Raw genomic sequence first — 24,993 nt, forward strand, 5'->3', positions numbered from 1 at the left:
CTATCCCTCAAATTTTTCATGAATGAGGATTATTTAATTTTATTAGATTCTTCCTGCAGACTATCCACCTCTAAAGCCAATGCGATTTGATTGGCACAAGACTCCAAAAGCTGTATTTTTTCAGGTGTTGTGAAATCCTTATTTTTAGACGATTGAACTCTTAAAACCCCCACGGTTCCGCGCGCACCAAGTAATGGAATAAACAGTGCATTAGAAAATGAGAGGGTATCAGTCCCCAATCCTGCTTTTTGCCCTAATTCAAATACCCATTGAGCAATACTGTATTCTTTTTCATCCAATTCTTCATGTGATTTTGCTCGTGCACGGACAACAAGACGTTTGTTTTTGGGTAGTAATGCGATAACTTCGCAGTGAAAAATTTCCGAAATAAAATTGATTCCCGTTCGCAGCAATCTGACTATTCCTCGTGTTCTGGATAATCTTCGACTTAATGTGTACAAAGCTGATGTTTGATATTCGGCAAGACGCGCAATTTCTGACTGGCGGCGAGTAACTAAAGTTAACTGGCAAATAATGAGTGCTAAAATTAACATCATAACTAATGTGAAGAAATAATCTGATTTTTCCATGAAAAAATTGTAGTAAGGCGGAACAAATAAATAATCATACGCCAAAATGCTCAGAATAATTCCCGAAATTGCTGGACCTGGGCGACCTAAGACGGCAGTGGAAATTATTCCTATTAAATAAACAAGGATTAAACTACTTTCATTGACTAAAGGATAAATTAAATAATTAATAAGGGTTGTGATTGCTACAATGCTGGTTGATAAAAAATAATAAAGCCAGGGAGTCATGGGCTTGGCAAGGGATTTTTTTCTTGTTTTCTTTGTAACTTCGGTCATGGTATATACATCAATTTCGCCACTATAGCGCAAAACCTCATCTGCGAGACTCCGTAAGAAAAAATTTCTCCAGCGATGGCGAATGCGTTTGCAGATCATAATGAGGGTGACATTCTGCTCACGAGAAAAATTGATAATTTCTTTGACAAGGTCATAACCCATTAAAATGTGAGTTTCAGCCCCTAATTGTTCTGCAAAAAATAAATTTTTTATGGCTTGATTGCGCTGCGTAGTAGATAATTGGGTCCGCGTAGAATCCACATATACAGCAATCCAATCCGCTTGCAAACTGGTAGCCATTCTTTTAGCTGCTCGAATCAACTTATGTGATTCAGGACCTGGGCCAACGCAAACCAGTATTTTTTCCATTATAGGCCAAATGTGTCTGATACCTTGACCTTGCCTGTATAAAAGTACTTGTGTATTAACCTGTTTTGCCAGAGTTCTTAATGCCAGTTCGCGTAATGCCATTAAATTGCCTTTGCGAAAATAATACTCAGCAGCAAGCCGGGCTTGTTTGGGAACGTAGACTTTACCTTCGGCAAGACGCTTTAACAGGTCTTCTGGAGCCAGGTCCACTAACTCGATAGTATTAGCTCTCTCTATCATGAAATCGGGGACAGTTTCCTGAACAGGAGCATGAATGATTTGTGAGACATCGTCATTGAGGCTTTCTATATGTTGCACATTGAGTGTGGTAGATACATCAATTCCACGATCCAGTAATTCTTGAATATCTTGCCAGCGTTTTTTATGCCGTACGCCACTCACATTTGTATGCGCCATTTCATCAATGAGGATCAATCCCGGGTTTCTTTTTAAGGACGAATCCAGATCAAATTCTTGTAGTTTTTTACCGTGATAATCAATCGTTATTTTAGGTAAAACTACAAAATTTTTAAGTATTTCTTCGATTTCTGCACGTCCATGAGACTCAACAATACCTACTACTATATCCAATCCCTTAGCCTGTTCTCCCATTGCTTCATGAAGCATGGAGTAAGTTTTCCCTACCCCTGGAGCAGCGCCGAGGTAAATTTTGAGTTTACCGCGCTGTTGTTGTCGCTCTTCTTCCATGACTTGTTGTAATAATGCATTAGGATCGGGGCGTTTATCAGTCATTGAGTAGTCCTTAGATGATCCAGAGCTAAATTAAGCTCCAATACATTAATCCTTGGTTCACCCAAAAGGTGTAAGGTACGTTTTTTTATTAGCTGATTTACTAACTCCTGAATTTCTTGTTCCGAGACATGGCGTGTTTTAGCAATACGTGGTATCTGATAATAAGCTGCTAGCGGACTTATCTCTGGATCCAAGCCACTGGCAGATGCAGTAACTAAGTCAACGGGGATTAATTGTTGCCTTATTTGATTTGGATTATCCAAATCGTACTGATGCAAGTTGTCAACTCGTTTTTTTACAGTTGCCAAAAATTCTGGGTTAGAAGGGCCCATATTTGATCCTGAAGAACTTGCCGCATTATAAGGAAATGGAGTGGTGGCAGAAGGGCGTCCCCAAAAGTAGTTTGGTGCATCAAAGTGTTGTCCAATTAATGCAGAACCGATGGGTTTTCCGTCAAGTTGCAACAAACTGCCATTTGCTTGATAAGAGAAAAATACTTGGGCTAATGCAGTAACGACAGCAGGATAAATTAAACCCGTAAGTAGAGAAAAAATGAGTAGAAACATTAAAGCAGTTTTTAGTTGTTGTAGAGTGTTTCTAATCATTTTTTATCCTGTTAAGCCCAATGCAGTTAAAAGCATATCAATCATTTTGATGCCAATAAAAGGTACGACTAATCCACCTATCCCATAGATGATTACATTATTTCGCAAAAGTTGTGCAGCAGGAAGGCGTCGGTATTTAATACCGTGTAAAGCTAAAGGAATGAGAAGAACGATAATAATCGCATTAAAAATTACTGTGGATAGCACTGCAGTTTGTGGTGTTGAAAGGTGCATTATATTGAGTATATTCAGGACGGGATAAGTAGTCCCAAATGCTGCGGGTAAAATGGCAAAATATTTAGCTATATCATTGGCAAGACTAAAAGTCATCAGGGCTCCACGTGTCATAAGTAATTGCTTGCCTATTTCCACGACCTCAATCAATTTAGTTGGGTTTGAGTCTAGATCTACCAAATTTCCTGCTTCTTTTGCTGCTTGTGTGCCCGAGTTCATTGCAACAGCGACATCCGCTTGAGCCAGTGCAGGTGCATCATTGGTTCCATCGCCAGTCATCGCGACTAAATGGCCTTGAGCTTGCAGATTGCGAATCAGATTGAGTTTATCTTCGGGTTTTGCATTGGCAAGAAAATCATCCACTCCTGCTTCACCAGCAATTGAAGCAGCAGTTAGAGGATTATCGCCCGTTACCATGATGGTTTTAATACCCATTTGCCGTAACTGTGCAAAACGTTCACGAATCCCTCCTTTAATAATGTCTTTAAGACGAATGATACCCAACACTTTGGGACCTTCAGCAACTACCAGGGCTGTTCCACCTTGACGTGAAATGATCTCAACATTGGTTTTCACATTTTCAGGTATGCTGCCCCCTAACTGACGGATGTATTCTTCAATAGCTAGAGCCGATCCTTTACGAATTTGCCGGGTGCCAAGATTTGCTCCACTCATACGTGTTTGTGCTGTAAAAGGAATAAATGTTGCTTTCAATGGGGCAAGCGCTCTACCACGTAATTTATATTTTCTTTTGGCAAGGATAACTATACTTCGGCCTTCAGGGGTTTCATCCGCTAGAGAAGCTAATTGAGCTGCATCGGCTAACTCTGTAATATCTACTCCTTCTGCGGGAATAAATTCAGTTGCCTGACGGTTACCCAAAGTGATTGTTCCTGTTTTATCAAGCAATAACACATCGATATCACCCGCAGCTTCAACCGCACGGCCAGATAAAGCAATGACATTGGCTTGAATCATTCGGTCCATGCCTGAAATACCAATTGCAGAAAGCAGTCCACCAATAGTTGTTGGAGCTAGACAAACAAAGAGGGCAACAAGCACCGTGATTGAAATTACCGACCCCGTCTTTGATACTGATATACTGTAAATCGAAAAAGAAAGTAAAGTACTACAAACCACTAAAAACACAATGGTTAAAGCCGCAAGTAAAATGGTCAATGCTAGCTCGTTAGGTGTTTTTTGGCGTTTTGCCCCTTCGACTAAGGCAATCATCCGGTCTAAAAATGTTTCACCTGGATTGGAGGTAATGCGAATGATAAGCCAATCAGAAATCACTTGCGTGCCTCCAGTTACTGCACTACGGTCTCCACCACTTTCACGAATTACTGGCGCACTTTCCCCTGTTATAGCACTTTCATTAACTGAAGCAATCCCTTCGATAACCTCTCCATCACTGGGAATGAAGTCATCGGCTTCAACCAGGACCATATCCCCAGAGCGCAACTGTACTGAGGGAACAATAGTGAATTTTGCACTTTTCGACTTTTTTGTTAATTTTTTAGCCTGAATTTCCTGACGTGCTCGCCGTAATTCTTGAGCTTGGGCTTTGCCTCGACCTTCCGCCATAGCTTCTGCAAAATTGGCAAACAAAAGTGTAAACCAAAGCCATAAGCTAATAGCAAGAATAAAAAATGGTGGAGTTCCTCCATCTCCTAAGAGTGCTGTTATAAAAAGAACTGTTGTGATAATGGAGCTTACATATACGGTAAACATTACGGGATTTTTTATTTGAATATGAGGTGTCAATTTGAAAAGTGCATCGAGTAATGCAGTTTTGATAATGCCAAAATCCCAAATAGAGTGTGATTTAGTATCCATATTCCCCCCAAAGCATCAAATGCTCCGCAATGGGGCCAAGAGCAAGAGCCGGTAAAAAGGACAAGGCACCGAGAACGATGACAATACAGACTAATAAAGTAATAAAAAGAGGTGTATGAGTTGCTAATGTACCTGGACTGTTGGGAATCCTTTTTTTCTTAACGAGTGAGCCGGCAATTGCCAGAGCCGGAATAGCGAGCCAATAGCGGGTAATTAACATCAACATGCCTCCGGCAATATTATAAAAGGGGGTATTGGCATTTAAACCGGCAAAAGCACTGCCATTATTACTTCCCATCGAAGTAAACGCATAAAGGATTTCTGTAAAGCCATGCGCTCCAGGATTGGCTATGGAGCTTATTCCCATTGTTGTTACTGAAGCATAGGCTGTAGTGATGAGCACACTTAAAGGCATAATCAAAACAGAAATGGACGCCATTTTCATTTCATAAGGCTCAATTTTTTTACCCAAATATTCAGGAGTTCTGCCGACCATAAGTCCTGCAACAAATACAGTAAGAATCACGAACATTAACATGCCGTACAAGCCGGAACCTACGCCACCAAAGCTCACTTCATTTAAATGCATCATCCATAAAGGAATTAAACCGCCGAAAGGCGTAAATGAATCAAGCATGCAATTGACTGAGCCATTGGAAGATGCGGTTGTAGCAGTTGCCCAAATTGCCGAATTGACAATGCCAAAACGAGTCTCTTTGCCTTCCATATTCCCTGCAGGATAAAGTTCAGATTGAGCTGTGGTATCAATCCCCATTTGTTGAAAGGCAGGATTTCCTTTCTGTTCGACTATTGCGTCAAGTATTAAGCATGGAAAAAAAAGAATGAACATGGCGATTAATAGTGCCCATCCTTGTCTTTTATCATGCACCATAGCACCAAACGTAAAGCAAAAAGCTGCCGGAATCAGTAAAAGCGCTACCATTTCCAGAAAATTGGTGAGCGGATTAGGGTTTTCAAATGGATGGGCAGAATTGGCATTAAAAAAACCACCTCCATTAGTACCTAGTTGTTTAATGGCAATTTGTGACGCTACAGGTCCCATCGGAATAATTTGTTCTGTTACGCTTACTGTTGTTGTTTTAGAATTGCCTTGGTTATCTAAGGCAGTTTGACCTGTTACATCGGCTACAGGGTTCTGATAAGTAAACGGATGAGTCAAGTTAATTTTTTGATAGGGCTTAAAATTCTGAATAATGCCTTGTGAGCACAAAATGAGGGCAAAAATCAATGATAAAGGCAATAAGATATAGAGTATTCCGCGAACAGTATCTACCCAGAAATTCCCAAGACCGCTACTTTCATGTCTTACAAGCCCTCGTATTATTGCAATTAATAACGACATACCCGTTGCTGCTGAAATAAAGTTCTGTACTGTCAGGGCAAACATTTGTGTGAAATAACTCATCGTTGCTTCGCTGCTGTAAGCCTGCCAATTTGTATTGGAGGCAAAGCTTGCGGCGGTATTAAATGCAAGATCAGGGAAGGGAGAAACAAATTCCTGAGGATTCAGTGGTAAATAGAATTGGATACGTTGTACCAGGTAAACGACCAGTAATCCTACTAAATTAAGAAAGAGCATGCTCGATAAATAGGTTTTCCATCCCATTTCCTCTTGAGTATGAATGCTGCAAAGTTTATAGATTAGGTGCTCAAAAGGTTTTAAGTAAGTGTTTAAACCACAGGGGCGGTCTTGATATACCCGTGCCATATACCAGCCTAAGGGGTTCACAAGGAGCAATAAAAAGAACAGATAAAACGCAATTTGTAGGAAACCAGGTTTTGTCATAGGGCTCCATTCCCATATTTAAATTAAAAATCTACTGTTAAAATAATTCGGGTTTGAATAATACAAGTAACAAAAAAATTAATAAGCCGAAAGCAATTATTCCACAGATTAAATACAAGCTCATGATTCACTCCTTGATAAATAATCATAGAACCTGATTAGCCCAAAAGATAAGCTAAAAAAGAACAGGGCAAGAAAAATTAATAAAATATCCATTTGAGCAAACGTCCATGTGTTATTATATATTCAATTATAATACTAACTTGGGTTTAACTATTTGATTATAGTGGTTATCTATAAAAATAATAGTCAGGTAGGTAAAGAGTGACTATATAATCCTGGACGATGCAGTAGCAAATCATCCAGGTTATGTATCAGTTGTCGTTACTTAATTTAATGGCAATAAGAAAATAAAAAGGCGTATAATTTTATACGCCTTTTTATGGAATTCGTATAGACAGTAAGATTGAGTACAGTCCTGTTTACCAAGGTGGACTCCTCCGGAGTGTTTTAGGCTTCTTAGTACACGCTAAGCTTGCACACCGCACTCTCAATCTGGCTCCCTAAGTAATGATGTTGGCTGAACAATGTGTACTGTCTATGATTCTATGATAGGCCAGTCTTGGTCTTATTGCCACATAATTCCCATGGTTTTTTGCAAAGATTTCGTTAAAATTGGAAAGTTAATATACAGACCATTGAATTAATGAGAAAAATTAAAGGCATATGAATGGGACAATAGGTTAGATATTATTAATCGAGTAGCCTTGGTATAGCGAAGCGAAACCCGGGTTCCACTTCATATCACCCAGGCTACGAATTTTTAATTCTCTTTGATCAGCTCTGTCTTTTGATGCCGAAGAAAGGAACGCTGATGTAGGGTCTTCTTACAGTGTAACTTCGAGGACTTTTTCCTGTTTGCAGAAAAAGTTGGGTGTAATAGAGTTTACCTTGTTTATCCCGGGCAATACCTACACCTGTCAGATTATAATTTCCTACAATGTTTCTTCGATGCCCCGGACTTTTAACCCATTGACTGACTACAATCTGAGCCGTCTTGTAGTTGTATGCGACATTCTCGGCTGCACCTCCAGTATTTTTAATTTGTGAGCGTAGTTTAGCAACACGCTTCCCAAAGTCTTGATGACCAAAAGGCATACGATGATTGGCCATATCCTGAGAATGTTGCCTTGCTTGAATGACCATATGGTTGTCCATGGTCAGCTTGGATAAACCATGTTTCTGCCTGTATTCGTTTATATAAAATAAAACAGCATTTTGGATGGCAGCATCACTATCAGTATGCTTTGTTCCTGAGGCTGCATAAGCACAGGGCAATAGGCTAAAAAGGATGAAACTTAAAAAAATTATTTTGGATTTTAAAGACATGAATATTCTCTTTGTTTGGAATAAAAATTGAGTGACATGGTGACTAAAAGAAGGTCATTTGTCTAGAGGTTTCATGTAATAAATGAGATCAAAACAAATCAATAATGATCAATTTGGTTTAAAAATGTCGTTCAATCCATTCTGAGACAGCACGTTAATGGCTTAGATTGGCTATAGCATCCATTAAGTCATCAACTTCGCCGGAATAATGAAAGTAAATTCGTTTTTTTGAGCAGTCTATGATACACAGCGGTTCTTGAGGTTGATCACCAAATTGTTTAAATATCCAGAATATCCCTTCACTATGTTGGCTTTCTATTTCTTTTAATAAATCCACCATTCTATCTTTTTCCAAGGCGGAATGAGGACAATTCAAGCCTGATGCATTATGAGTGATTTTATAGGCATAATGTTGTTCTTTCATGATAATACTCCCTGCAACTTAATAGAGAAGTAGCTCCGTTTTGATTAAATTATAGCCTAATATATTCTGGTGAAGGCAGAATACATCCCGTTGTGAGCATAGTAACACAGAAATCAGAGCAGGTTTGGTCGATATGATAGGAATGTAAACAAGCTGGGATTATAGGTTAACCGACAATCCCAAAAGTACAGCATGTAAGGTGGGAATGTTAGATAATTGTTCTCTTTTAGAATAGGTATCGAAATGAAAGTTTGGTCCATTACCACTGAATATCCCTTGATATAGCAGGCTCAGGTTGGCTAGTGCGGTAATTGGGTAACCAAATCCTGCCTGTACTTCGCCTGCCAGTTGAGAAATATCGTTCAGGGGAACACGATTATCCTGCCAATGCCTGTAGGCAAGTCCACCTTTTAGTTGGGCAAAAAAAGAACTATTACCTAGGGGGTCGCTTTTGCTGGTTATCAATAAATCCAAGGTAGGGGCGAGAGTTGTTTGCATAGGAATCCATTTTTTAAGGGCTAGAAAAGCTTCTTGCGGCATATTCAGCTTTATGTGAGTCCCCGTTTGCAGTCCTAATTCCAGACCTAAAGCGATATTTCCTGCAAGCATCATTTCATTGGCTAGTGCTAGTCGTCCTATTGGAACACTTTTGTCTCTGGATGTTATCTGATAATTGCCTGCGCCAGCAGTTGCAATAAAAGACCATGGCTGATCTTGTGATGTCAGTTTAGGGAAATAATCACCAGCGATTGCATTAAATGAGAATAAAATTCCTATTACAATTAATTTCATATGCCATATCCCTAAATGAATTGTTCATAAGCTCTTGCATGCTCACAAATAAGGATTTTTAGCTCCATCATTGCAAAAGCACCTATGGGAATATTCAACATAAAAAACGGCAGATACTTTAAGTCGTATGTGCTCAGCCCCTATCAAGGAACGTCCGTATGCGGCGCATCTTTGTGAGACCTGCGCTCAAATCCAACCGTTCGAGTAAACATTAACATGGGAACTGAACTGATTAAACTGCCATTTTATCAAACTTGGCGGAGAGAGAGGGATTCGAACCCTCGATACGTTGCCGTATACACACTTTCCAGGCGTGCGCCTTCGACCGCTCGGCCATCTCTCCCAATTTGGGCAAGCTTATACAGGTCGGATAATAAAATCAACCCTTGCCCTAAATTTATGACTGATATTGTATATACTATGAATAATAGGTTTACTGTCGAAACATATTTGATTTTCTCTGCCTTTGAGGCAAAACAAATTTTTTGCTACGCTCTATAATAAAAGGATTGAATCATGTTAGTAAGAACATTTATTTACATACTCAGCCTGATTTCATCAAGCTGTATTTGGGCTACTGAAGTGACTTGCTATTACACTTTAGTTAAAGATAATTGTTGGACCGATTATAATGTATCTGTTGATGTAATGGATGCTACAACTGCCAAAGTTTTGACAACAATTAGTGTACCTGCTAAAAAATCCTGGACCCGTCAGACTTTCCCTTGCACACCGGGTGAGAAATTAATGTATAAAGCTCAGTTTTCCCCGGTTTTTTGGCAAAGTGACGAAGGGAAAACTTATATTGCTAAAAATTATTGGTCGTTACCCAATTCAATAAATCCTGGTGATTCAGCTTGGAACGTGACCGTTTGTTTTGCGAGTGATTTCTCACTCGTTCCGCTTCCTCCTAAGGGATCAGGTAATTGCAGTTGTAATTTTAGCGATATTCCAGCAATACCTCCAAAAAAGATATAAATGGCATTAATTTTTATCTTTGTGTATGATTCTCGTTACAACAATTTTTGTTGACGGAGCGACTGATGATTACTCTTAGAAATAAAATTGGTCAAATGTTGGTTATGGGGTTTGAGGGTTGTGAGCTTCATGACAAAAGTCCTGTAGCTGAGTGGCTTTCAACCGATGGATTAGGAGGCGTTTTGTTGTTTGATCAAGATGCTTCTACGGGTATATACGGTAAAAACTTAAAAAATCAGACGCAAATCAAACGCTTAACACATCAACTTAATTATTATTCTGCAGAAATAAATTACAAAAATAATGACTCACCTTTATTAATTGCAATAGATTATGAAGGAGGCTCCATAGATCGATTGTCTCGGGTTGAAGGATGTATGCCGACTATGAGTGCGCATAACATGGCACAATTATCACCTGAGGCTTTGCAGGCTGAGTTAACTCAAATGGCATTTACATTAAAATCTTTGGGTTTCAATCTTAATTTTGCTCCAGTTGTTGATTTACATTTACAACACGAGCAAGGAATTATCGGAAGTGCTCAGCGTAGTTTTTCAGCGAATCATAATGATGTAATTCATTTAGCCCAAAAATTTGTTGATGTCTTTTATCATCATGGTATTGCATGCTGTTACAAACATTTTCCAGGCCATGGTAGTGCGGTCGGCGATACTCACAAAGGATTTGTCGATGTTACAAAAACGTTCCTCAAAGAAGAGTTGATTCCATATTACCAATTAGTGCGCGATATTTATAAACCTATTATGATTATGACAGCACATGTGGTGAATAAGCAGTTGGATAATCAGGGGTTACCTGCAACTTTATCCCATGAAATTTTAACAGGCGTCTTGCGTGAGACTATAGGCTATGATGGAGTAATTATTGCAGATGACTTACAAATGCGGGCAATTACAGATCATTATTCGCTTGATGATGCTTTATGTCTGACAATCAATGCAGGGGCAGATATGCTGATCTTTGCGAACCAATTGGCGAAAATTACGGCACATGAATTGATTGAGACCATTGAACGTTTGGTTTTTGAGCAAAAAATAGAACCGCAACGTATCGAAGATGCTTATCGTCGGATCATTCGTTTAAAGCAACAAATTAATTGTATTGAATTGGTTGATTAATCGTTTTGGCCATATAAAATTTCTTGACGAACCTATTGAATGTGTTAGAATATTTCTCATTGCACATATTTTAATCAGACAGGTGTAAGGTTATATGTTAACTCACTCGAATCAAACGACTCATCGTTCCACTCTCGCTCATTTTAAGCTCCTTTCTTGTTGTTGCTAACACAATCTTTTAATTCACTTTTTTATTTTTTAAGGATCACCAACATGTGTGCAGCGCATCAACAAAAAAAATTCATTTTCAGCACTCCTTTGATTTACGCTTTAATGATAGGTTTGGGTATTGCCAGTGGGATGTCAAATATAGTTGTTTTGAAAGAGACAGGTTTATTGATTTCAGATTTGTTTATCAAACTTTTCAAGTGCATTAGTTTACCTATTATTTCTTTATCGATTATTGTTACCTTGGCAAATTACAAGACTGATGGGTTCATGAAAAAAATTTGGCAACGAACGATCAAGTATACTTTTTCTACTACAATCGTAGCTGCGATGATTAGTTGTTTGCTTTATATTTTAATCCAGCCCAGTTCGGTTCAGGTTGATCTCAATGCACATACAGTCGAGTCAGCAAGCAGTTTAGGTTATTTAGGATATTTGGCGAATATTATACCTACCAATTTATTATCTCCTTTTCTTGAACAACAAGTTATGGGGGTATTGTTCTTAAGTATTATTATCGGTATTGCCGTGCGACAAATTCCTGATGAGGAGTCTCGTGAGACCATTACGCGTTTTTTCCGTGGCGCGCATGGTATGTTTTTAGTCATGACACGTTGGATTATCATGGTAATTCCATTAGGGCTATTTGGCTTTATTACGTCAACAGTTGTCCAGTTGCGCTCGGGTATGGACATTAAGGGCATAGGTGAATATTTATTGATCGTTGTTTTGGCTAATTTAGTTCAAGGTTTTGTGGTTTTACCTTTATGGTTAAAAAAGAATAAAATTCAGCCTTTTGCAGCAATGCGATCCATGCTTCCTGCATTATCAGTAGCTTTTTTCTCCAAGTCCTCAGTAGGAACCTTACCTGTCACAATGAATACTATAGAAAAGAATTTGCAGGTAAAACCATCGGTAAGTCGTTTTGTTTTACCTTTATGCACCAGTATTAATATGAATGGTTGTGCCGCCTTTATTTTTGCTACAGTGATTTATTTAATGCAGAATCACGGTATGCCAATTTCTTATGGCACAATGGTTTTATGGGTATTCGTTGCCACAATAGCTGCTATTGGAAATGCCGGTGTACCCATGGGATGTTTTTTTCTGAGTATTAGTTTGTTATCTAGTATGAATGTTCCTATTGTGCTTATGGGGGTTATTTTACCTTTCTATGGTTTAATTGATATGCTGGAAACCGCTTTAAATGTTTGGTCTGATGCATGTGTAACTAAGATTGTTAATGATAAGGCTATTGCTGAAGAACAAGGGGAATTAAAGCCCAGAAAGGTATCTGCATTTGAACCTGAATTGGGTTAAAAAAGTATATAACAATATAGCCTGGTTGCTCGCAACTGTATCTTGATCATATCTCTTCTTGCGCCCCTCCGAACAAGTCGTGGGGGCGGGATGTCGGAATAAGCCTCAACTGGTTATTTCAGCTATGTGTAGAAGATTCAGTTGCAAGCAACCAGGCAAGGCTACATGTTTACGAAGCAACCTCAGAATAGTTTTCCTCACTGTCAATTTTTCCCGCTCGATTTAAGCATCTATGAGTTTCATAGGGTTCACAAAAATGGGCAAAATATTGTTTCAAGTTCGATACAAATATTTCCTCATTATCCATAAGAAAAATTTTTTCAGGCAGTAGTTCAACATAATTTGAATCTCTCAAGACAGCTTTATAAATAGAGCTGGCATGTGAAGAGATCCATCTATCCAGGAAAGGAAGTATTTTATCTGGATCAGGAGTAAAGAAATTTTGATAAATATCACTAAACAACTTATTTTTCATTTCGTAATTGCTTTTGAAATAGAAACTGCTATGGTCTTTTCTATATTCTGTAAAAGGAGGTCTATTGGGTTTTTTTTTCATTCCTGCCGCAATCTCTAAGGAAATGATGAGACCTTTTGCAGATTCAATTTTGTATTTTGTGCCTAAGAGATCTGTACCATTATATTCACTGAGATAGGATTCCAAGTACGTAATTGCTTCATCACTTAAAGGGTCAAAATAACTGTTGATAATGAATTGGGTCGCCAATTTAGTTTCCGGGTTATAATAGCAACTAATATAAATGGCATAAGAAAATTTTTCATTCACTATACGTTGTACTAAGATTTTATCAATTTGATCATTCACCTCATCGCAAGAAAATTGCTGGCTTTCTATATTTTCCTCCATACGAATGATTTGAGTAGGATATTCAATGCTGCGGGTAAGCAACTTATTTTGTTTTAGATGTTCTGTTTCGTTAGAGTATGTGGTGACACGGCTGTTTTTATTCTCCGGATTTTGTGACATAGTTAAAGTAGTAAGATCATCTTGAGTCTGGCTGAAACCACATAGTGGTAGTAAAATGAGGGAAGTAACCAAATAATTAACTTTCATAAAACACTCCTTTTTTGTCAGCCCCAGCATTGCATCCTGCAAAAAATCAAAATTTTTTTACTGGGTATTTTGAGTATAGATGAGTGAATGAAAATTACTCTCAATGGTCATTAGATCTCTTTCCAAACGCTATTGAGGAAGGAAATTGCTCGTCGATGCTCAATTCTCATGTCACTGTGTATACACTCAGGTTCTTCGCTCCGGTTTTTCTCGCACTTTACTCCCCTCAGAGAGTTTGGAAAAAGGTCTTTTTTTAGGACATTTGCATCAGAAACATACCGAATTTTGCAGACATATACAAATAAGACAAATGTGATAATATTTAAACGCATTTAAATGGAGATTGGGCCAGTTCATATTCGTGAACGGACTTTTATATATTTTAATTTTTAGGGAATAAAATGAAAAAGATATACGCAATCGTTAGTCCTGCATATACCAAGGTAGGAGATGGTTTTTCCGATTTGGCTTCTTATTTAGTTTCTCCTTTCCACACAATGACGTATGAGCAAGTTTGTGGATATTCGTTAGGTCATGAAGTCGTTTTTTCAGAAACTTTTGAAGCTGCTAAAAAGATCTTGGAGGATGGAATCAAGGGTACAAAACTAGATGCCAAAACTGCGATTCAAAAGGCCATTCTGGAGTTAGAGGCAGATGACAAGGGAGAAATCACTGGATTCAGCAAGATTTATACACCCGATTATGATAAACGCTTTGAACAAGCTGAAGATCATTTTTTTAAGGCAGTTAGAATACCTAAATGGAATGAGCGGGCAATTGATCCTAAAAAAGATGCTAGCCCAGATGCGCTTGCTGAACTGTTGATACAGCATGAACGAAGTAAAAAAACGGTTACTGAACAAGCTTCAATGTAAGAAGCATTCGCCTTTATAGCCTGAGGAAGTAACAGTTTTTTATTATCTTCATTCCTGCGTTCCTCGGGTTGTCCGCGGAACGTAGTAGTATAGAGTTAAGCAAAGTAATGTTTATTAAATAATGGCTCAATATGCCAAAGTTTCTCGTAATAAACTGACGATACCTGCAGCGTTATAGACTAGGTGAAGAAGAAGTCAACCCGGGTTTTCTTTTTATAGTCCCCAGGTTATGGCTTCATTTTCGTCAGGTTCACTACAACGTATCAGGTAAAAATCCCCCAGCTTGCATCTTCCACATACGGCTATAATGACTTGCTATTTTAATGAGTTCCTCATGCGAACCATCTTCAATGATACGACCTTCCTCAAAAACCAAAATCCTATCCATTTCGGATAAAGTAGAGAGTCGATGCGCAATAACAATAGTCGTTCTATTTTGCATTAACACATGCAAACCATCCTGAATCAATTTTTCAGTCAGTGAATCTAACGCAGATGTCGCCTCATCCAGAATCAGAATGGGCGCGTTTTTTAACATAGCTCTGGCAATCGCAATACGTTGTCGTTGTCCTCCCGATAACTTAATACCGCGTTCACCAACTAAGGCATTATATTTTTCAGGGAGTTGGGAAATAAATTCATGGCAGTGTGCTTTTTTTGATGCTGAAATGATTTCTGCATCTGTTGCATCAATGCGGCCATAACGAATATTCTCCATTAAGGTGCGATGAAACAAAGTCACATCTTGAGGAATCATCGCAATATTTTCACGCAATGATTCTTGGGTGACATCGCAAATATTTTTTCCATCAATCAAAATTTTTCCCGACTCTACGTCAAACAAACGGAGAATTAGATTAACAAAAGTGCTTTTTCCAGAGCCCGATAAACCTACAAGACCAATTTTTTGCCCAGGCTCTATTATCACGGATTTATTTTTAAAAAGATGTGCCCCGTCATCATAGTGAAAACTCACATTTTTAAATTCAATACGACCTTGAGTGACTATTAGAGGTTGTGCATTGGGTTTATCCGTAATCTCATGTGACTCGGAAATTAGAGTCAGGGCTTGTTTGCATTTACCCAGTTCTTCTGCAAAAAGTACAAATTGACTTGCCAGATACCACAAATTATAAAAAATGCTGATTGATAATGAAATAATAAAACTAAAATCACCGATTGATACTTGGTTTTTACTGTACATAATGACCAACATATATAAATTAGCAGCAATCAGCACGATAATACTTACATCCCAAAAAGTACGCATTTTCAAAATAGTCCATTGCATGATCTGATCTTTATCTGTGGTATCTTGAACTGTATTGCGAATCAATTGATTTTCGTAGCTTGCTCTGGAAAACAAACGCAGGTTTGTAATATTGCTTATACTATCAACAATTTTTCCGACTAATGTCGTTTTACTGGCCGCGAACACATTAGACAGATCCTGAACTGGCTTGAAATAAACCATTGCGATTCCCAAAAATATACTTGCCCAAATAAGTAAAATTAAGGCAAATACGGGATGCACAAGAAGCATGCTTATAATTGCAATAATAAGACCAACAATTTGTGCTGCAGCATCATCAATCGTGGTGAACATCGTTATGGTGCCTGCAGTCATATCAGAAATTTTATTTGATAAACTTCCTGCAAAGTTATTTTGGAAAAATCGATGTGAGTGCTGATTCAAATAGGCAAACATGTGATTCACCAAATCATAGCGGATGTAGGGGAATAACTTTAGGCGAAACCAATCTGAAAGACGCATATCAACAGCAATTAAAACCCAAAGTGTAATGTATATGATGACGTTGGGTTTTATTGCAGCCAACACAGCTGTTTTATCGCCTGAATATGCAGCGATCTTATCAATAATAAGCTTTAACATATAAGGTGAAAGTGAATTATTAATCCCCCAATATGCAGCGGTAAATAATAGTCCAATAACATACCCCCTATAGGGCTTGATCAGATTGAAGAAAAATTTACTAAGAGAAGTGTCTGTTTTATTCATACTTTTTACTCGGTTTTCGTTACGGTTGGGGTGTGTTTACATGCCGCTGCTTAAATCAAAATAACTTGATTTACTGATACCTAAGCGCAGCATGCAGGATGCATTGCAGAAAATCAGAACAGTTTGGCCAAGATAGCAGAAATGTAAACATATCCTATAAGGATCTTAATAATCCATCCTTTATTTCATATCCGTCAGTTACTTCAATAGCGCTCAAAAAATCAGAGTCATGAGAAATCACAATCATGGCACCTGGATATACTTTCAGTACCTGGATTACATACGCGCGGGTTTCTCTATCCAGATTGTTGGTCATTTCATCCAAAATAAGTAGTTTGGGTGTAATTGCTGCAATTTGTGCCAGGGAAAGTCTGGCTTTTTCTCCGCCAGATAAGGTTGAAACCAACGCATTAATTTCTTCATTTTTTCGAAATAAAAAATCATTTAAATAGCTCCTAATTTCGGTATAGGATTTATCCTTTAAGAAAGAGCTTATAGCTTCCCATACCGTATTCTCTGCTGGCAGATTGTTATAATGCTGGTCTAGGTAACCGATCTCATGCGCGTGAGGTATGGCCCAGTCTCCTTTTTTTATTACCACTTTATTGCTCAAAATGGCCTTGAGTAAAGTGGACTTACCGCAGCCATTGTTCCCATGAATCGCAATCCGTTCGCGTGCTTTTATTGAGAATCGCAATTCCCGCAGAACAGGATTATTTTTCTCGTAACCAACAGTACCTTCACTGACGGTCACTAAAGCCTGATTGGTTCCTACTCCATGCAAAGCAAATTTAGGTTGAATGACCTCAGGTATGTAGAGAGCGGATAAACGTGTCGTGAGCTCCAGTTTTTTTTGATTGATCGCACTTTTTTTACGACCTGAGGTTTTTTGGGCATTTCCTGCTTTGCTTTGTGACACGATGGTAGGCCATTTTCTCTGCTGGATGTGTTTTTCACCTTGAGTTCTGCTGCTTTTAGCACGTGCCTGCTCTCTCATCATATCTGCGTGAATCTGTTTTTTCTGACGCATCAGATCTGCAATTTCACCCTCAATCGCACCGCGTTGAATATTGATTTCTCGTAAATAATCCTCATAACATCCTGTAAAAATATGTACTTCTCCATGATCGACATGCCAAATCGTATCTACACTGGATTGCAGTAATTCAATATCATGAGTCACCATAATCAAAGTGTTCCTATAGTTAGCGAGCATTCTCATCAATGAGCGGCGATTGTTACGATCCAAGTGATTACTGGGTTCATCCAGCATTAAGAGATCTGGAGCGGATGCTAGTGCTTGAGTTAATAATTTATGGAAACGCTGCCCTCCACTTAATGAATCAAATTCTTCAATAATTTGCGGCACATAACCTATCTTTATTTCTTTAGGAAAACAGATGCCACCATCAGTTGGTTCAAGTATTCCTGCAAGTAATTTAAGCAGGGTAGATTTTCCAGAGCCGTTACGCCCTATAATCGCAATACGACTGCCATAGGGAATTTGGCCGCTAAAATCCACAAAACATGTTTTATGGGGAAAAGAAAGACAAAGGTGTTTAAATTGAATTGGCTTATGCATCATGTAACTCACTTAAGTAGTGCAAATGGGCAATTAGTACGACTGTTACCGTCGTTGCCCTGTGCTTAGGGCGTACTTAAGAGATAATTTCCATGATGTGTTTAAGCCTCTTTAATAATGATGTGCTTGTTTGATATTGGATTTAATAATAACCGATTGCATGATTATTTGTCAATATCTAGAGTAAATGCCTCTTAGCATAATATAAAATCAAAATACCTGATAGCCGCGCTTTATGCGTGGAATCCAGCTCTTGTCTTCAGGCGGATCCACTGGATGCGGTGCATAAATTCTGAGTGCGCCCCCTTGTTATCCCTGCGAAGGCAGGGATCCATTTATCATGTCCATCCTAAGCCTTAATAGGATATTCTACCCCTGCAAAGGCAATGGAAAATTAACTTAATTGAGAGAAACAATAATTAGATCCAGTTACCCTGGTTATTTAAATGATTTCTTCCAGATGAGGGATAAGCTCCTTGCAATGTCTCATTATTCTTTGATTTTCAGGAGGCAACTGCAAATAATCTCCATATTGTTGAATAAGAAATATATCTGCATTTTGCGGAATATTAAATTCTTTGGTTTCAAACGAAACTCGTTGTAAAGGATATATTTCATCTTTTTTGATTAAATTTCTTCCTACGCAATTATAGCCTCTTCCTATATAAGGGCTTTTACTGGTATTGGCTTGATGAATAATTTTTTGCAAACAAAATTCAAGCAGAGACTTGGGAAAAAAAGAGGCTAGAACTTTATAAAAAGCAGGATAGTGCCCTATTTTTACTTTACTGTATTTGGTGCTTAATAACCGCGAGAGCTTTTTCGCGTAGAATTTATATCGCTTACGTTGCTTGGGATCTACAGGCATGGTGTCATAGACAAAAACATCAATAAAGATACCCTGAATGTAAGGCTCATTACCTTTTTCGTGTTTTTCAATAAAGCGGCTGGAGCGATCTCTGATTTTTAAAGGGGTAGCCATATTAAAATAGCCTGGATCACTATGAATTGTTTGCAGCCACATCCATTTTGGAATTTCTGCTGGCGCTACACGTAAAAATTGTTCATAGCTAGCACGTGGCATGGCAATATCCACATCGTCGTCCCAGGGAATAAAACCTTGATGCCGAACAGCCCCTAAGAGGGTTCCCGCATCAAGCCAATAGTCCAAACTATGTTTAAGACAAATTGTATCCACTACCTCAAGCATGGCAAGCATTTTTAGTTGAGCCTGGCGTAACCTGCCATCTTGAAACGCTGTGTCTGCTGAATAAGGACTTGGATTCTTCGCTGTGGTCATGAATAATTTTCTTCCTAAATGACAACCGAAGATATATTAGCAAAATAATTTAAAATCATTAACTATAATGAGATAAAAACTTGAATAAACTGGTATTTAATTGTTTTAAAGTGAGTGCTTCAAAGTTATAAAAAAATCTTTTCTCTAAATGAGGAGGAATCCCTAGTGCAGTTATTTACAGATGTTGGCCCCATATTAATCGAATATAAAGAAGCGGACCCTCAGGCTCGACGTGCTATGATGCAGGAAATGATTGCAGGTATCAAAAAGCTTCCCGGCCAAGTAATCCATCAGAATCAAGCAAAGACTCATTTTAAAGTTTTAGCTTATGCAGCGACATTCATTAATTACGTTGATGTTTTGCAACGCATGGAGAACCAACAGTATTTTGATATTTTATTAGATTTCTATGGCATGGAAATGGATGCTCAATTAAGTTCTTGGTTTGAGTTTGGTAAAACGCCAGGCCAAATGAGATTGAAACATTCTATTCATGAATATACGCCAGAGATTTGGAAAGAGTTTCGTGCAGCACAAAAAGCTCATTTGAAGAAAACCAATAAATCACATCTTTTTAACTTGGATGAGCTTGATATTTATTATCCTCCCGCTGCTCAGTTATATCCCATTCAAATCCAAATGGGAGGGAAGCTTGAAAATGAAGCAGTAGATAGAATCCATGTCGATGCACAGGGACGGATCCGTTTTGCGAAACATCAAGGATTTTATCTTTTACCAGGGGGAGGGATGATTGAAATAACAAACAAAGCTAAAATTGATGATTTACAGCGCAAAATGCTGGAAGAGCATTTGGAGGAAGAACATGCAAATCTTTATATGAAGGCAGGTGAATTATATAATCAATTAACTCCTGATGATTTTAATGCTGCATTAACAAAAGCATTTTCAAGTAAGCAAGCACTCTCTTTGCCTACAGCGTTGCGCGGTTGGTTGCAAGAGCATTTAACCGAAGAAAGCAATGCGATGCGTCTCGAAACAATTATTGCTAAGCTGGATCAGCAAATAGAGGAAGCCAAGAAGAATCTACAACAGGATCACGCTAAAGAAAGCCAGGCTAAAAAGCAGCATCTGCTTAAGTCAGTTATTGAATTACGCGCTATAGTGCAGGTTCAGACATTTGAATTAACCTTATTATTTACTGAAGCATTACACTATATAAAGAAAAATACTATTTGCGTTGATATTCAACAGTATTTGGATGCCCGAGTTTTGGGAGGTTCGCAAATATCTCACAGCTTCATCATGAGCGGGCAGCCTTTGGAAGAATGGTTTACTACAAAGTTTAATGGCGTTGATGGTGAGTTTGGCGATGATATTTCAGGTTCCGAAATTGAACGATTGACGCTATTTGAAGCATTAAGCAAATTTAGAAAAATTAAATTTTCCCATATATTGATCGGATTAGCCGCTTATGAGGTATGCCTCGATAACGGAACATTGCTTGTTGAAAATATTTGGCATGAGACCCAATTTGAGGAGGTGTGCCAAGTGTTGTTTGAAGAGGCGCGTAGATTGGGATAATGTAACCATTCTAAAGTAGGGCTTTATGTCTGAATGCTTCAATATTGTGTATCTACTAAGGATTGTTTCACCCAATAGATTGGAAGGATAGGATATCCTATTGAGGCTTTGGAGATCCATCCCAGATGGACCTCTGCCTTCACAAGGATGTCAGATTTTGCTGTAATGGGTTCAGACGGTGTTATTTTTTCATACCACAGCATTGATTTAGCAAAAATTAAAAACGAAAATAACCCTTCATTTTTTCTCTAGAAATTTATATTTGAAGTGAGCGTTCTATGTCAGATGCTTTAAATCGTTATTATCTACAGGCTATGGGAATAGACCTCTGGGAGTTACGCAAGCCTCATTCTTCATGCGGGCAGGATTTATCTGCATTGGCAAAAGAGGTGGCTGCGTGCACGCGTTGTTCTTTACATAAAACCCGCACGCAAACTGTTTTTTTTCGTGGCAGTGTGACAGCAAAACTGATGATTATTGGTGAGGCTCCAGGTTTTTATGAGGATAAGCAAGGGCTTCCCTTTGTAGGTAAAGCAGGAAGTTTACTCAATCAAATGTTGCAAAGCATAGAGATAGTTGAAGAAGAAGTTTACATTGCCAATGTTTTGAAATGCAGGCCGCCAAATAACCGAGATCCTCAGTTGGATGAAATTGCTCAATGCAGTTCTTATCTAGCCCGGCAAATTGAGTTGATTCAACCCCATTTGATCTTGGCTTTGGGACGTTTTGCAGGGCAATTCTTACTGAATGAACCGCTTCCGTTGAAACAATTACGTCATACATTACATCACTACAATAATATTCCCTTCATGGTAAGCTATCATCCGGCTTATCTTTTACGTAATCCAGCCGATAAGAAAAATGCCTATCTTGATTTATTAGCTGTAAAAAAATTGTTAGTAGAAAAGAGTTCCTAAAATTTCCTGATTAAAAATTGTAACATTTGATACGTATTCCTACGTATTGATGTCATTTGAATACATATTTTATAATGTTCCATAGATTCAGTAATTCGTACTCATTAAAAAAGCTCACATGTAGGAAAGGAATATGACGCAACACAAACGCATTTTTATTGTCGGTTTACCAGGTGCTGGTAAAGGTTTATTTGCAAAATTATTGGCTGAAAAACTGGGTTGGCAGTTTATTGATGCTGATCTTGGAATAGAGTATCATTTTGGACGTACTTTAAATGAGATTTTGGGTGTGAACGGTCAAAAAGATTTTTACCAATGCCAACATGATCTATTGAGTACGCTGAAAACTAAAGAAAATATAGTAGTAGCCACTGAAGCAAGTATTATCTGCAATGAGATAACTCGACAATTGTTGTCTTCAGAGTTCGTTGTATTTTTGCAGGTGAGTACTGCAATCCAAATAGGACGAATTTCGCGCAATTCTCCGCCATTATTACCGGTCGATCTCGAAAAATTTTTTGAGACACTTCATGCGGAGCGCGATCGATTATTTGAAAATGTAGCGACTATCTCTCTTGATACAGATGATAATGCGTTGGAAAAACATCTATTAATCGCTTTTGAGCATATTGCCGAAAATAAAACAAGAAAGTCCAAGCCAGTGCTATTAAATGAGAAGGATATGGTGCTGTTTCATAAATCGTCCCATCTGCCGATACACTTATCAGAACAACAAGCAGTCAGCCTTAGATTACTTGCCCAGGGAAAAAGCTCAAAAGAAATTGCGCGTGATATGAATATTTCCCATAGAACTGTGGAAGGCAATTTGGCCAAGGTAATGGAATTATTAGGATGTTCTTCCAGTAAGGAATTGATTGTTTTGTATCATGATAAGCCTTAAAAGGCAGGGGAAAGCAGGTTTCGCGCACGCACATTATTGAAAATAATACTATAATTTACATCACTATCTGCTTAAACCGCAGTAAAAAAGCGTTGTTGGTTGGGATCAAAAAGGAATTGACCATGAAAGAAACTAAAAAAAAGAATACAGACTCAACTCGATTAAGCTTAAAGAAGCAATCTGATCCCCCATCTGAGATCAATAATTCCCAATATTCCCTTTATAAAAATAAATTAGATGATTTTTTTTATTATATTAATAAATTGTATCAGGCAAATCTTGGTAAAATAACAATGGGGATGAGTCCTGCGGTAATTGGAACTGCTCATTGTGCTTGGCTTTTGCAATTAGCTCAATCGCCAGGACATTTATTGGCATTGACTTATTATCCTATCTTGCATATTGATGAATTTTTGGCGCATCTATTGTGTGATACACAACCAGCGCAAGGACAAGATGTACGTTTTCATAAAGAGAATTGGCAGTTGATGCCATGGCGTTTGTATGCGGAAGTTTTTCTCCAGATTGAAGAATGGATGTGTCATGCAACACGAAAAGTTCCTGGGCTGTCCAAGCGCTCAGAGCGTACGGTTTCTTTTTGTATTCGCCAGTTACTTGATGCTTTATCTCCTTCCAATTTTGTAATGACCAATCCCGATCTTTTTTATGAAACAATTCGCTGTGGCGGGATTAATTTGATTCAAGGTACAGAGATTGCTGTGGAGCATGCACTAAGAAGATTGGCTGGTTTGCCCCCCCCTGGTGCCGGGAAGTTCAAACCAGGAAAGAATGTTGCGATTACTCCAGGAAAAGTAGTATTTTCGAACCATTTGATTGAATTAATTCAATATGAACCAAAAACTGAAACTGTTTTCAAAGAGCCAATACTGATATTACCAGCATGGATAATGAAATATTATATTCTGGATTTATCACCTGGAAATTCCTTGGTTAAATGGCTTGTTGGACAAGGGCATACGGTTTTTATGGTTTCATGGCGGAATCCGGATGAGAAAGACCGTGATTTAGGGATGGATGATTATTACCGACAAGGCGCAATGGCAGCAATCGACGCGGTAAGTAACATTTTACCTAAGACAAAAATTCATTTGATGGGATATTGTCTTGGTGGAACTCTGGCAATGATTACAGCTGCTGCAATGGCAAGAGATAAAGATAACCGTCTTAAAAGCCTTTCTCTTCTGGCGGCACAAGGGGATTTTACAAAGGCAGGTGAGCTCATGCTGTTCATCACTGAAAGTGAAATAGCATTTCTTAAAAATATGATGTGGGAAAAAGGGTACCTGGATCCCAAACATATGGCAGGATCTTTTCAGATGCTGCGCACCTACGATCTGATTTGGTCAAAAATGATTGACGACTACATGACGGGTAAAAAGCGCGGCATGATTGACCTGCTTGCCTGGAACGCTGACGCTACTCGGATGCCTTATAAGATGCATACAGAATATCTTGAGAAACTCTTTCTGCAGAATGATTTCGCAGAGGGACATTTTCGCGTTGAGGATGAATTGGTAGCGCCTAAGAATATTCATTTACCTATTTTTGCTGTGAGCACAGAACATGACCATATCGCGCCTTGGGAATCCGTATATAAAATCCACCTGATGATGCATACAGATATTACCTTTGTGTTGACAAGTGGTGGCCACAATGCAGGAATTGTCAGTGAACCCAATCACCCTGGACGCTATTACTCTCTTCTTGAAAGTAAAAAAAACATGCCTTATATTGGACCTAAGAAATGGTTGGGCAAGGCAAAAAAAAGGGATGGCTCCTGGTGGTTTGCCTGGCATGAATGGTTAGTAGACAACAGTTCGCAAAGACGTGTTTCGCCACCTCATCTTGATTCCTCATTGCCTCCTGCACCTGGAAGTTATGTGATGCAGAAATAGAGAGTCTTCTCTCAAGAGGTGTATTTATAATACTTATTTCTCAATCTCTGTGTTCGACTCTACTCCACCCCAGAGCATGTCGTGGGGCGGGGTGTCGGCAGAGACGTGATCATGAGATAAATACTGGCTCTCAGAAATTGAGTCTTGGTTACTGTATTGAGATGTGTTAAATTTATCTTTTCACT

20 protein-coding genes, 1 tRNA gene and 1 other RNA gene are annotated in these 24,993 nt (G+C 38.5%); 8 read left to right on the forward strand and 14 right to left on the reverse strand.

Features of this window, described 5'->3' with window-relative positions:
• Positions 1-29: 29 nt before the first annotated feature.
• From Lpar_RS08920 to Lpar_RS08955, 10 genes are all read right to left on the reverse strand, one after another.
• Positions 30-1,988, reverse strand: a complete 1,959-nt coding sequence (locus Lpar_RS08920; RefSeq protein ID WP_058517617.1) for a DUF4118 domain-containing protein — start codon at positions 1,986-1,988, stop codon at positions 30-32.
• A complete protein-coding gene (gene kdpC, locus Lpar_RS08925; protein ID WP_058517618.1) occupies positions 1,985-2,593 on the reverse strand; it encodes a potassium-transporting ATPase subunit KdpC in 609 nt (202 codons plus the stop codon). The genes Lpar_RS08920 and kdpC overlap by 4 nt, the downstream gene beginning before the upstream one ends.
• A gap of 3 nt (positions 2,594-2,596) precedes the next feature.
• Positions 2,597-4,666: a potassium-transporting ATPase subunit KdpB gene (kdpB, locus tag Lpar_RS08930; protein WP_058517619.1), complete on the reverse strand. Its 2,070-nt coding sequence runs from the start codon at positions 4,664-4,666 to the stop codon at positions 2,597-2,599.
• Positions 4,656-6,473 carry a potassium-transporting ATPase subunit KdpA gene (kdpA, locus tag Lpar_RS08935; RefSeq protein ID WP_058517620.1) on the reverse strand — a complete coding sequence of 606 codons (1,818 nt, stop codon included), beginning with the start codon at positions 6,471-6,473 and terminating at the stop codon, positions 4,656-4,658. The genes kdpB and kdpA overlap by 11 nt, the downstream gene beginning before the upstream one ends.
• A gap of 37 nt (positions 6,474-6,510) precedes the next feature.
• Positions 6,511-6,597, reverse strand: a complete 87-nt coding sequence (locus tag Lpar_RS19670; protein ID WP_193392451.1) for a potassium-transporting ATPase subunit F — start codon at positions 6,595-6,597, stop codon at positions 6,511-6,513.
• Positions 6,598-6,924: 327 nt separating this feature from the next.
• Positions 6,925-7,076: non-coding RNA, 6S RNA (ssrS, locus tag Lpar_RS18310), on the reverse strand.
• A 234-nt stretch (positions 7,077-7,310) separates the two neighbouring features.
• Complete coding sequence (locus Lpar_RS08940) at positions 7,311-7,862, reverse strand: CAP domain-containing protein (RefSeq protein WP_058517621.1); 552 nt, start codon at positions 7,860-7,862, stop codon at positions 7,311-7,313.
• A gap of 154 nt (positions 7,863-8,016) precedes the next feature.
• Entirely contained in the window at positions 8,017-8,286 is a 270-nt protein-coding gene (locus tag Lpar_RS08945; RefSeq protein WP_058517622.1) for a hypothetical protein, read from the reverse strand.
• A 159-nt stretch (positions 8,287-8,445) separates the two neighbouring features.
• Entirely contained in the window at positions 8,446-9,078 is a 633-nt protein-coding gene (locus Lpar_RS08950) for a hypothetical protein (RefSeq protein ID WP_058517623.1), read from the reverse strand.
• A 255-nt stretch (positions 9,079-9,333) separates the two neighbouring features.
• A tRNA-Ser gene (locus Lpar_RS08955) sits at positions 9,334-9,421 on the reverse strand.
• Between the two features lie 173 nt (positions 9,422-9,594).
• On the opposite strand from Lpar_RS08955, the gene Lpar_RS08960 reads away from it, so the two are divergent.
• From Lpar_RS08960 to Lpar_RS08970, 3 genes are all read left to right on the forward strand, one after another.
• Complete coding sequence (locus Lpar_RS08960; protein WP_058517624.1) at positions 9,595-10,056, forward strand: hypothetical protein; 462 nt, start codon at positions 9,595-9,597, stop codon at positions 10,054-10,056.
• Positions 10,057-10,121: 65 nt separating this feature from the next.
• On the forward strand, positions 10,122-11,195 hold the full coding sequence (locus Lpar_RS08965) for a glycoside hydrolase family 3 N-terminal domain-containing protein (RefSeq protein ID WP_058517625.1): 1,074 nt from the start codon (positions 10,122-10,124) through the stop codon (positions 11,193-11,195).
• A 213-nt stretch (positions 11,196-11,408) separates the two neighbouring features.
• Positions 11,409-12,683, forward strand: a complete 1,275-nt coding sequence (locus Lpar_RS08970) for a dicarboxylate/amino acid:cation symporter (RefSeq protein WP_058517626.1) — start codon at positions 11,409-11,411, stop codon at positions 12,681-12,683.
• A gap of 169 nt (positions 12,684-12,852) precedes the next feature.
• On the opposite strand, the gene Lpar_RS08975 is transcribed toward Lpar_RS08970, so the two are convergent.
• Positions 12,853-13,755, reverse strand: coding sequence for an Lpg0189 family type II secretion system effector (locus tag Lpar_RS08975; protein WP_058517627.1), 903 nt, complete (start codon positions 13,753-13,755; stop codon positions 12,853-12,855).
• 401 nt (positions 13,756-14,156) lie between these two features.
• On the opposite strand from Lpar_RS08975, the gene Lpar_RS08980 reads away from it, so the two are divergent.
• Entirely contained in the window at positions 14,157-14,630 is a 474-nt protein-coding gene (locus Lpar_RS08980; RefSeq protein WP_058517628.1) for a hypothetical protein, read from the forward strand.
• A 253-nt stretch (positions 14,631-14,883) separates the two neighbouring features.
• Here Lpar_RS08980 and Lpar_RS08985 read toward each other — a convergent pair whose 3' ends face one another.
• The 3 genes from Lpar_RS08985 to Lpar_RS08995 all read right to left on the reverse strand — a co-directional run bounded on the left by Lpar_RS08985 (position 14,884) and on the right by Lpar_RS08995 (position 19,532).
• On the reverse strand, positions 14,884-16,650 hold the full coding sequence (locus Lpar_RS08985; RefSeq protein WP_058517629.1) for an ABC transporter ATP-binding protein: 1,767 nt from the start codon (positions 16,648-16,650) through the stop codon (positions 14,884-14,886).
• A gap of 154 nt (positions 16,651-16,804) precedes the next feature.
• Positions 16,805-18,235 carry an ABC-F family ATP-binding cassette domain-containing protein gene (locus Lpar_RS08990; protein WP_058517630.1) on the reverse strand — a complete coding sequence of 477 codons (1,431 nt, stop codon included), beginning with the start codon at positions 18,233-18,235 and terminating at the stop codon, positions 16,805-16,807.
• Between the two features lie 439 nt (positions 18,236-18,674).
• Positions 18,675-19,532 (reverse strand): LicD family protein, encoded by an 858-nt coding sequence (locus Lpar_RS08995; RefSeq protein ID WP_058517631.1) that lies wholly within the window; start codon positions 19,530-19,532, stop codon positions 18,675-18,677.
• A 165-nt stretch (positions 19,533-19,697) separates the two neighbouring features.
• Between Lpar_RS08995 and Lpar_RS09000 the strand changes: the two genes are divergently transcribed.
• The 4 genes from Lpar_RS09000 (at position 19,698) to Lpar_RS09015 (ending at position 24,808) form a co-directional block, all read left to right on the forward strand.
• Complete coding sequence (locus Lpar_RS09000) at positions 19,698-21,074, forward strand: hypothetical protein (protein WP_172465775.1); 1,377 nt, start codon at positions 19,698-19,700, stop codon at positions 21,072-21,074.
• Positions 21,075-21,352: 278 nt separating this feature from the next.
• The gene (locus Lpar_RS09005; protein ID WP_058517632.1) at positions 21,353-21,991 is read left to right on the forward strand and encodes a uracil-DNA glycosylase; all 639 of its coding nucleotides are present in this window, start codon (positions 21,353-21,355) and stop codon (positions 21,989-21,991) included.
• Between the two features lie 133 nt (positions 21,992-22,124).
• Complete coding sequence (locus tag Lpar_RS09010; protein WP_058517633.1) at positions 22,125-22,892, forward strand: shikimate kinase; 768 nt, start codon at positions 22,125-22,127, stop codon at positions 22,890-22,892.
• 122 nt (positions 22,893-23,014) lie between these two features.
• Positions 23,015-24,808 carry a PHA/PHB synthase family protein gene (locus tag Lpar_RS09015; RefSeq protein ID WP_058517634.1) on the forward strand — a complete coding sequence of 598 codons (1,794 nt, stop codon included), beginning with the start codon at positions 23,015-23,017 and terminating at the stop codon, positions 24,806-24,808.
• The last annotated feature ends 185 nt before the right edge of the window (positions 24,809-24,993 follow it).

This window comes from Legionella parisiensis (assembly GCF_001467945.1).
Classification (GTDB): Bacteria; Pseudomonadota; Gammaproteobacteria; order Legionellales; family Legionellaceae; genus Legionella; species Legionella parisiensis.

Bases quoted from the DNA above. Each gene is read 5' to 3' on its own strand.
- Lpar_RS08920 (WP_058517617.1), bottom strand. From the start codon at position 1,988: ATGACTGATAAACGCCCCGATCCTAATGCATTATTACAACAAGTCATG.
- kdpC (WP_058517618.1), bottom strand. From the start codon at position 2,593: ATGATTAGAAACACTCTACAACAACTAAAAACTGCTTTAATGTTTCTA.
- kdpB (WP_058517619.1), bottom strand. From the start codon at position 4,666: ATGGATACTAAATCACACTCTATTTGGGATTTTGGCATTATCAAAACT.
- kdpA (WP_058517620.1), bottom strand. From the start codon at position 6,473: ATGACAAAACCTGGTTTCCTACAAATTGCGTTTTATCTGTTCTTTTTA.
- Lpar_RS19670 (WP_193392451.1), bottom strand. From the start codon at position 6,597: ATGAGCTTGTATTTAATCTGTGGAATAATTGCTTTCGGCTTATTAATT.
- Lpar_RS08940 (WP_058517621.1), bottom strand. From the start codon at position 7,862: ATGTCTTTAAAATCCAAAATAATTTTTTTAAGTTTCATCCTTTTTAGC.
- Lpar_RS08945 (WP_058517622.1), bottom strand. From the start codon at position 8,286: ATGAAAGAACAACATTATGCCTATAAAATCACTCATAATGCATCAGGC.
- Lpar_RS08950 (WP_058517623.1), bottom strand. From the start codon at position 9,078: ATGAAATTAATTGTAATAGGAATTTTATTCTCATTTAATGCAATCGCT.
- Lpar_RS08960 (WP_058517624.1), top strand. From the start codon at position 9,595: ATGTTAGTAAGAACATTTATTTACATACTCAGCCTGATTTCATCAAGC.
- Lpar_RS08965 (WP_058517625.1), top strand. From the start codon at position 10,122: ATGATTACTCTTAGAAATAAAATTGGTCAAATGTTGGTTATGGGGTTT.
- Lpar_RS08970 (WP_058517626.1), top strand. From the start codon at position 11,409: ATGTGTGCAGCGCATCAACAAAAAAAATTCATTTTCAGCACTCCTTTG.
- Lpar_RS08975 (WP_058517627.1), bottom strand. From the start codon at position 13,755: ATGAAAGTTAATTATTTGGTTACTTCCCTCATTTTACTACCACTATGT.
- Lpar_RS08980 (WP_058517628.1), top strand. From the start codon at position 14,157: ATGAAAAAGATATACGCAATCGTTAGTCCTGCATATACCAAGGTAGGA.
- Lpar_RS08985 (WP_058517629.1), bottom strand. From the start codon at position 16,650: ATGAATAAAACAGACACTTCTCTTAGTAAATTTTTCTTCAATCTGATC.
- Lpar_RS08990 (WP_058517630.1), bottom strand. From the start codon at position 18,235: ATGATGCATAAGCCAATTCAATTTAAACACCTTTGTCTTTCTTTTCCC.
- Lpar_RS08995 (WP_058517631.1), bottom strand. From the start codon at position 19,532: ATGACCACAGCGAAGAATCCAAGTCCTTATTCAGCAGACACAGCGTTT.
- Lpar_RS09005 (WP_058517632.1), top strand. From the start codon at position 21,353: ATGTCAGATGCTTTAAATCGTTATTATCTACAGGCTATGGGAATAGAC.
- Lpar_RS09010 (WP_058517633.1), top strand. From the start codon at position 22,125: ATGACGCAACACAAACGCATTTTTATTGTCGGTTTACCAGGTGCTGGT.
- Lpar_RS09015 (WP_058517634.1), top strand. From the start codon at position 23,015: ATGAAAGAAACTAAAAAAAAGAATACAGACTCAACTCGATTAAGCTTA.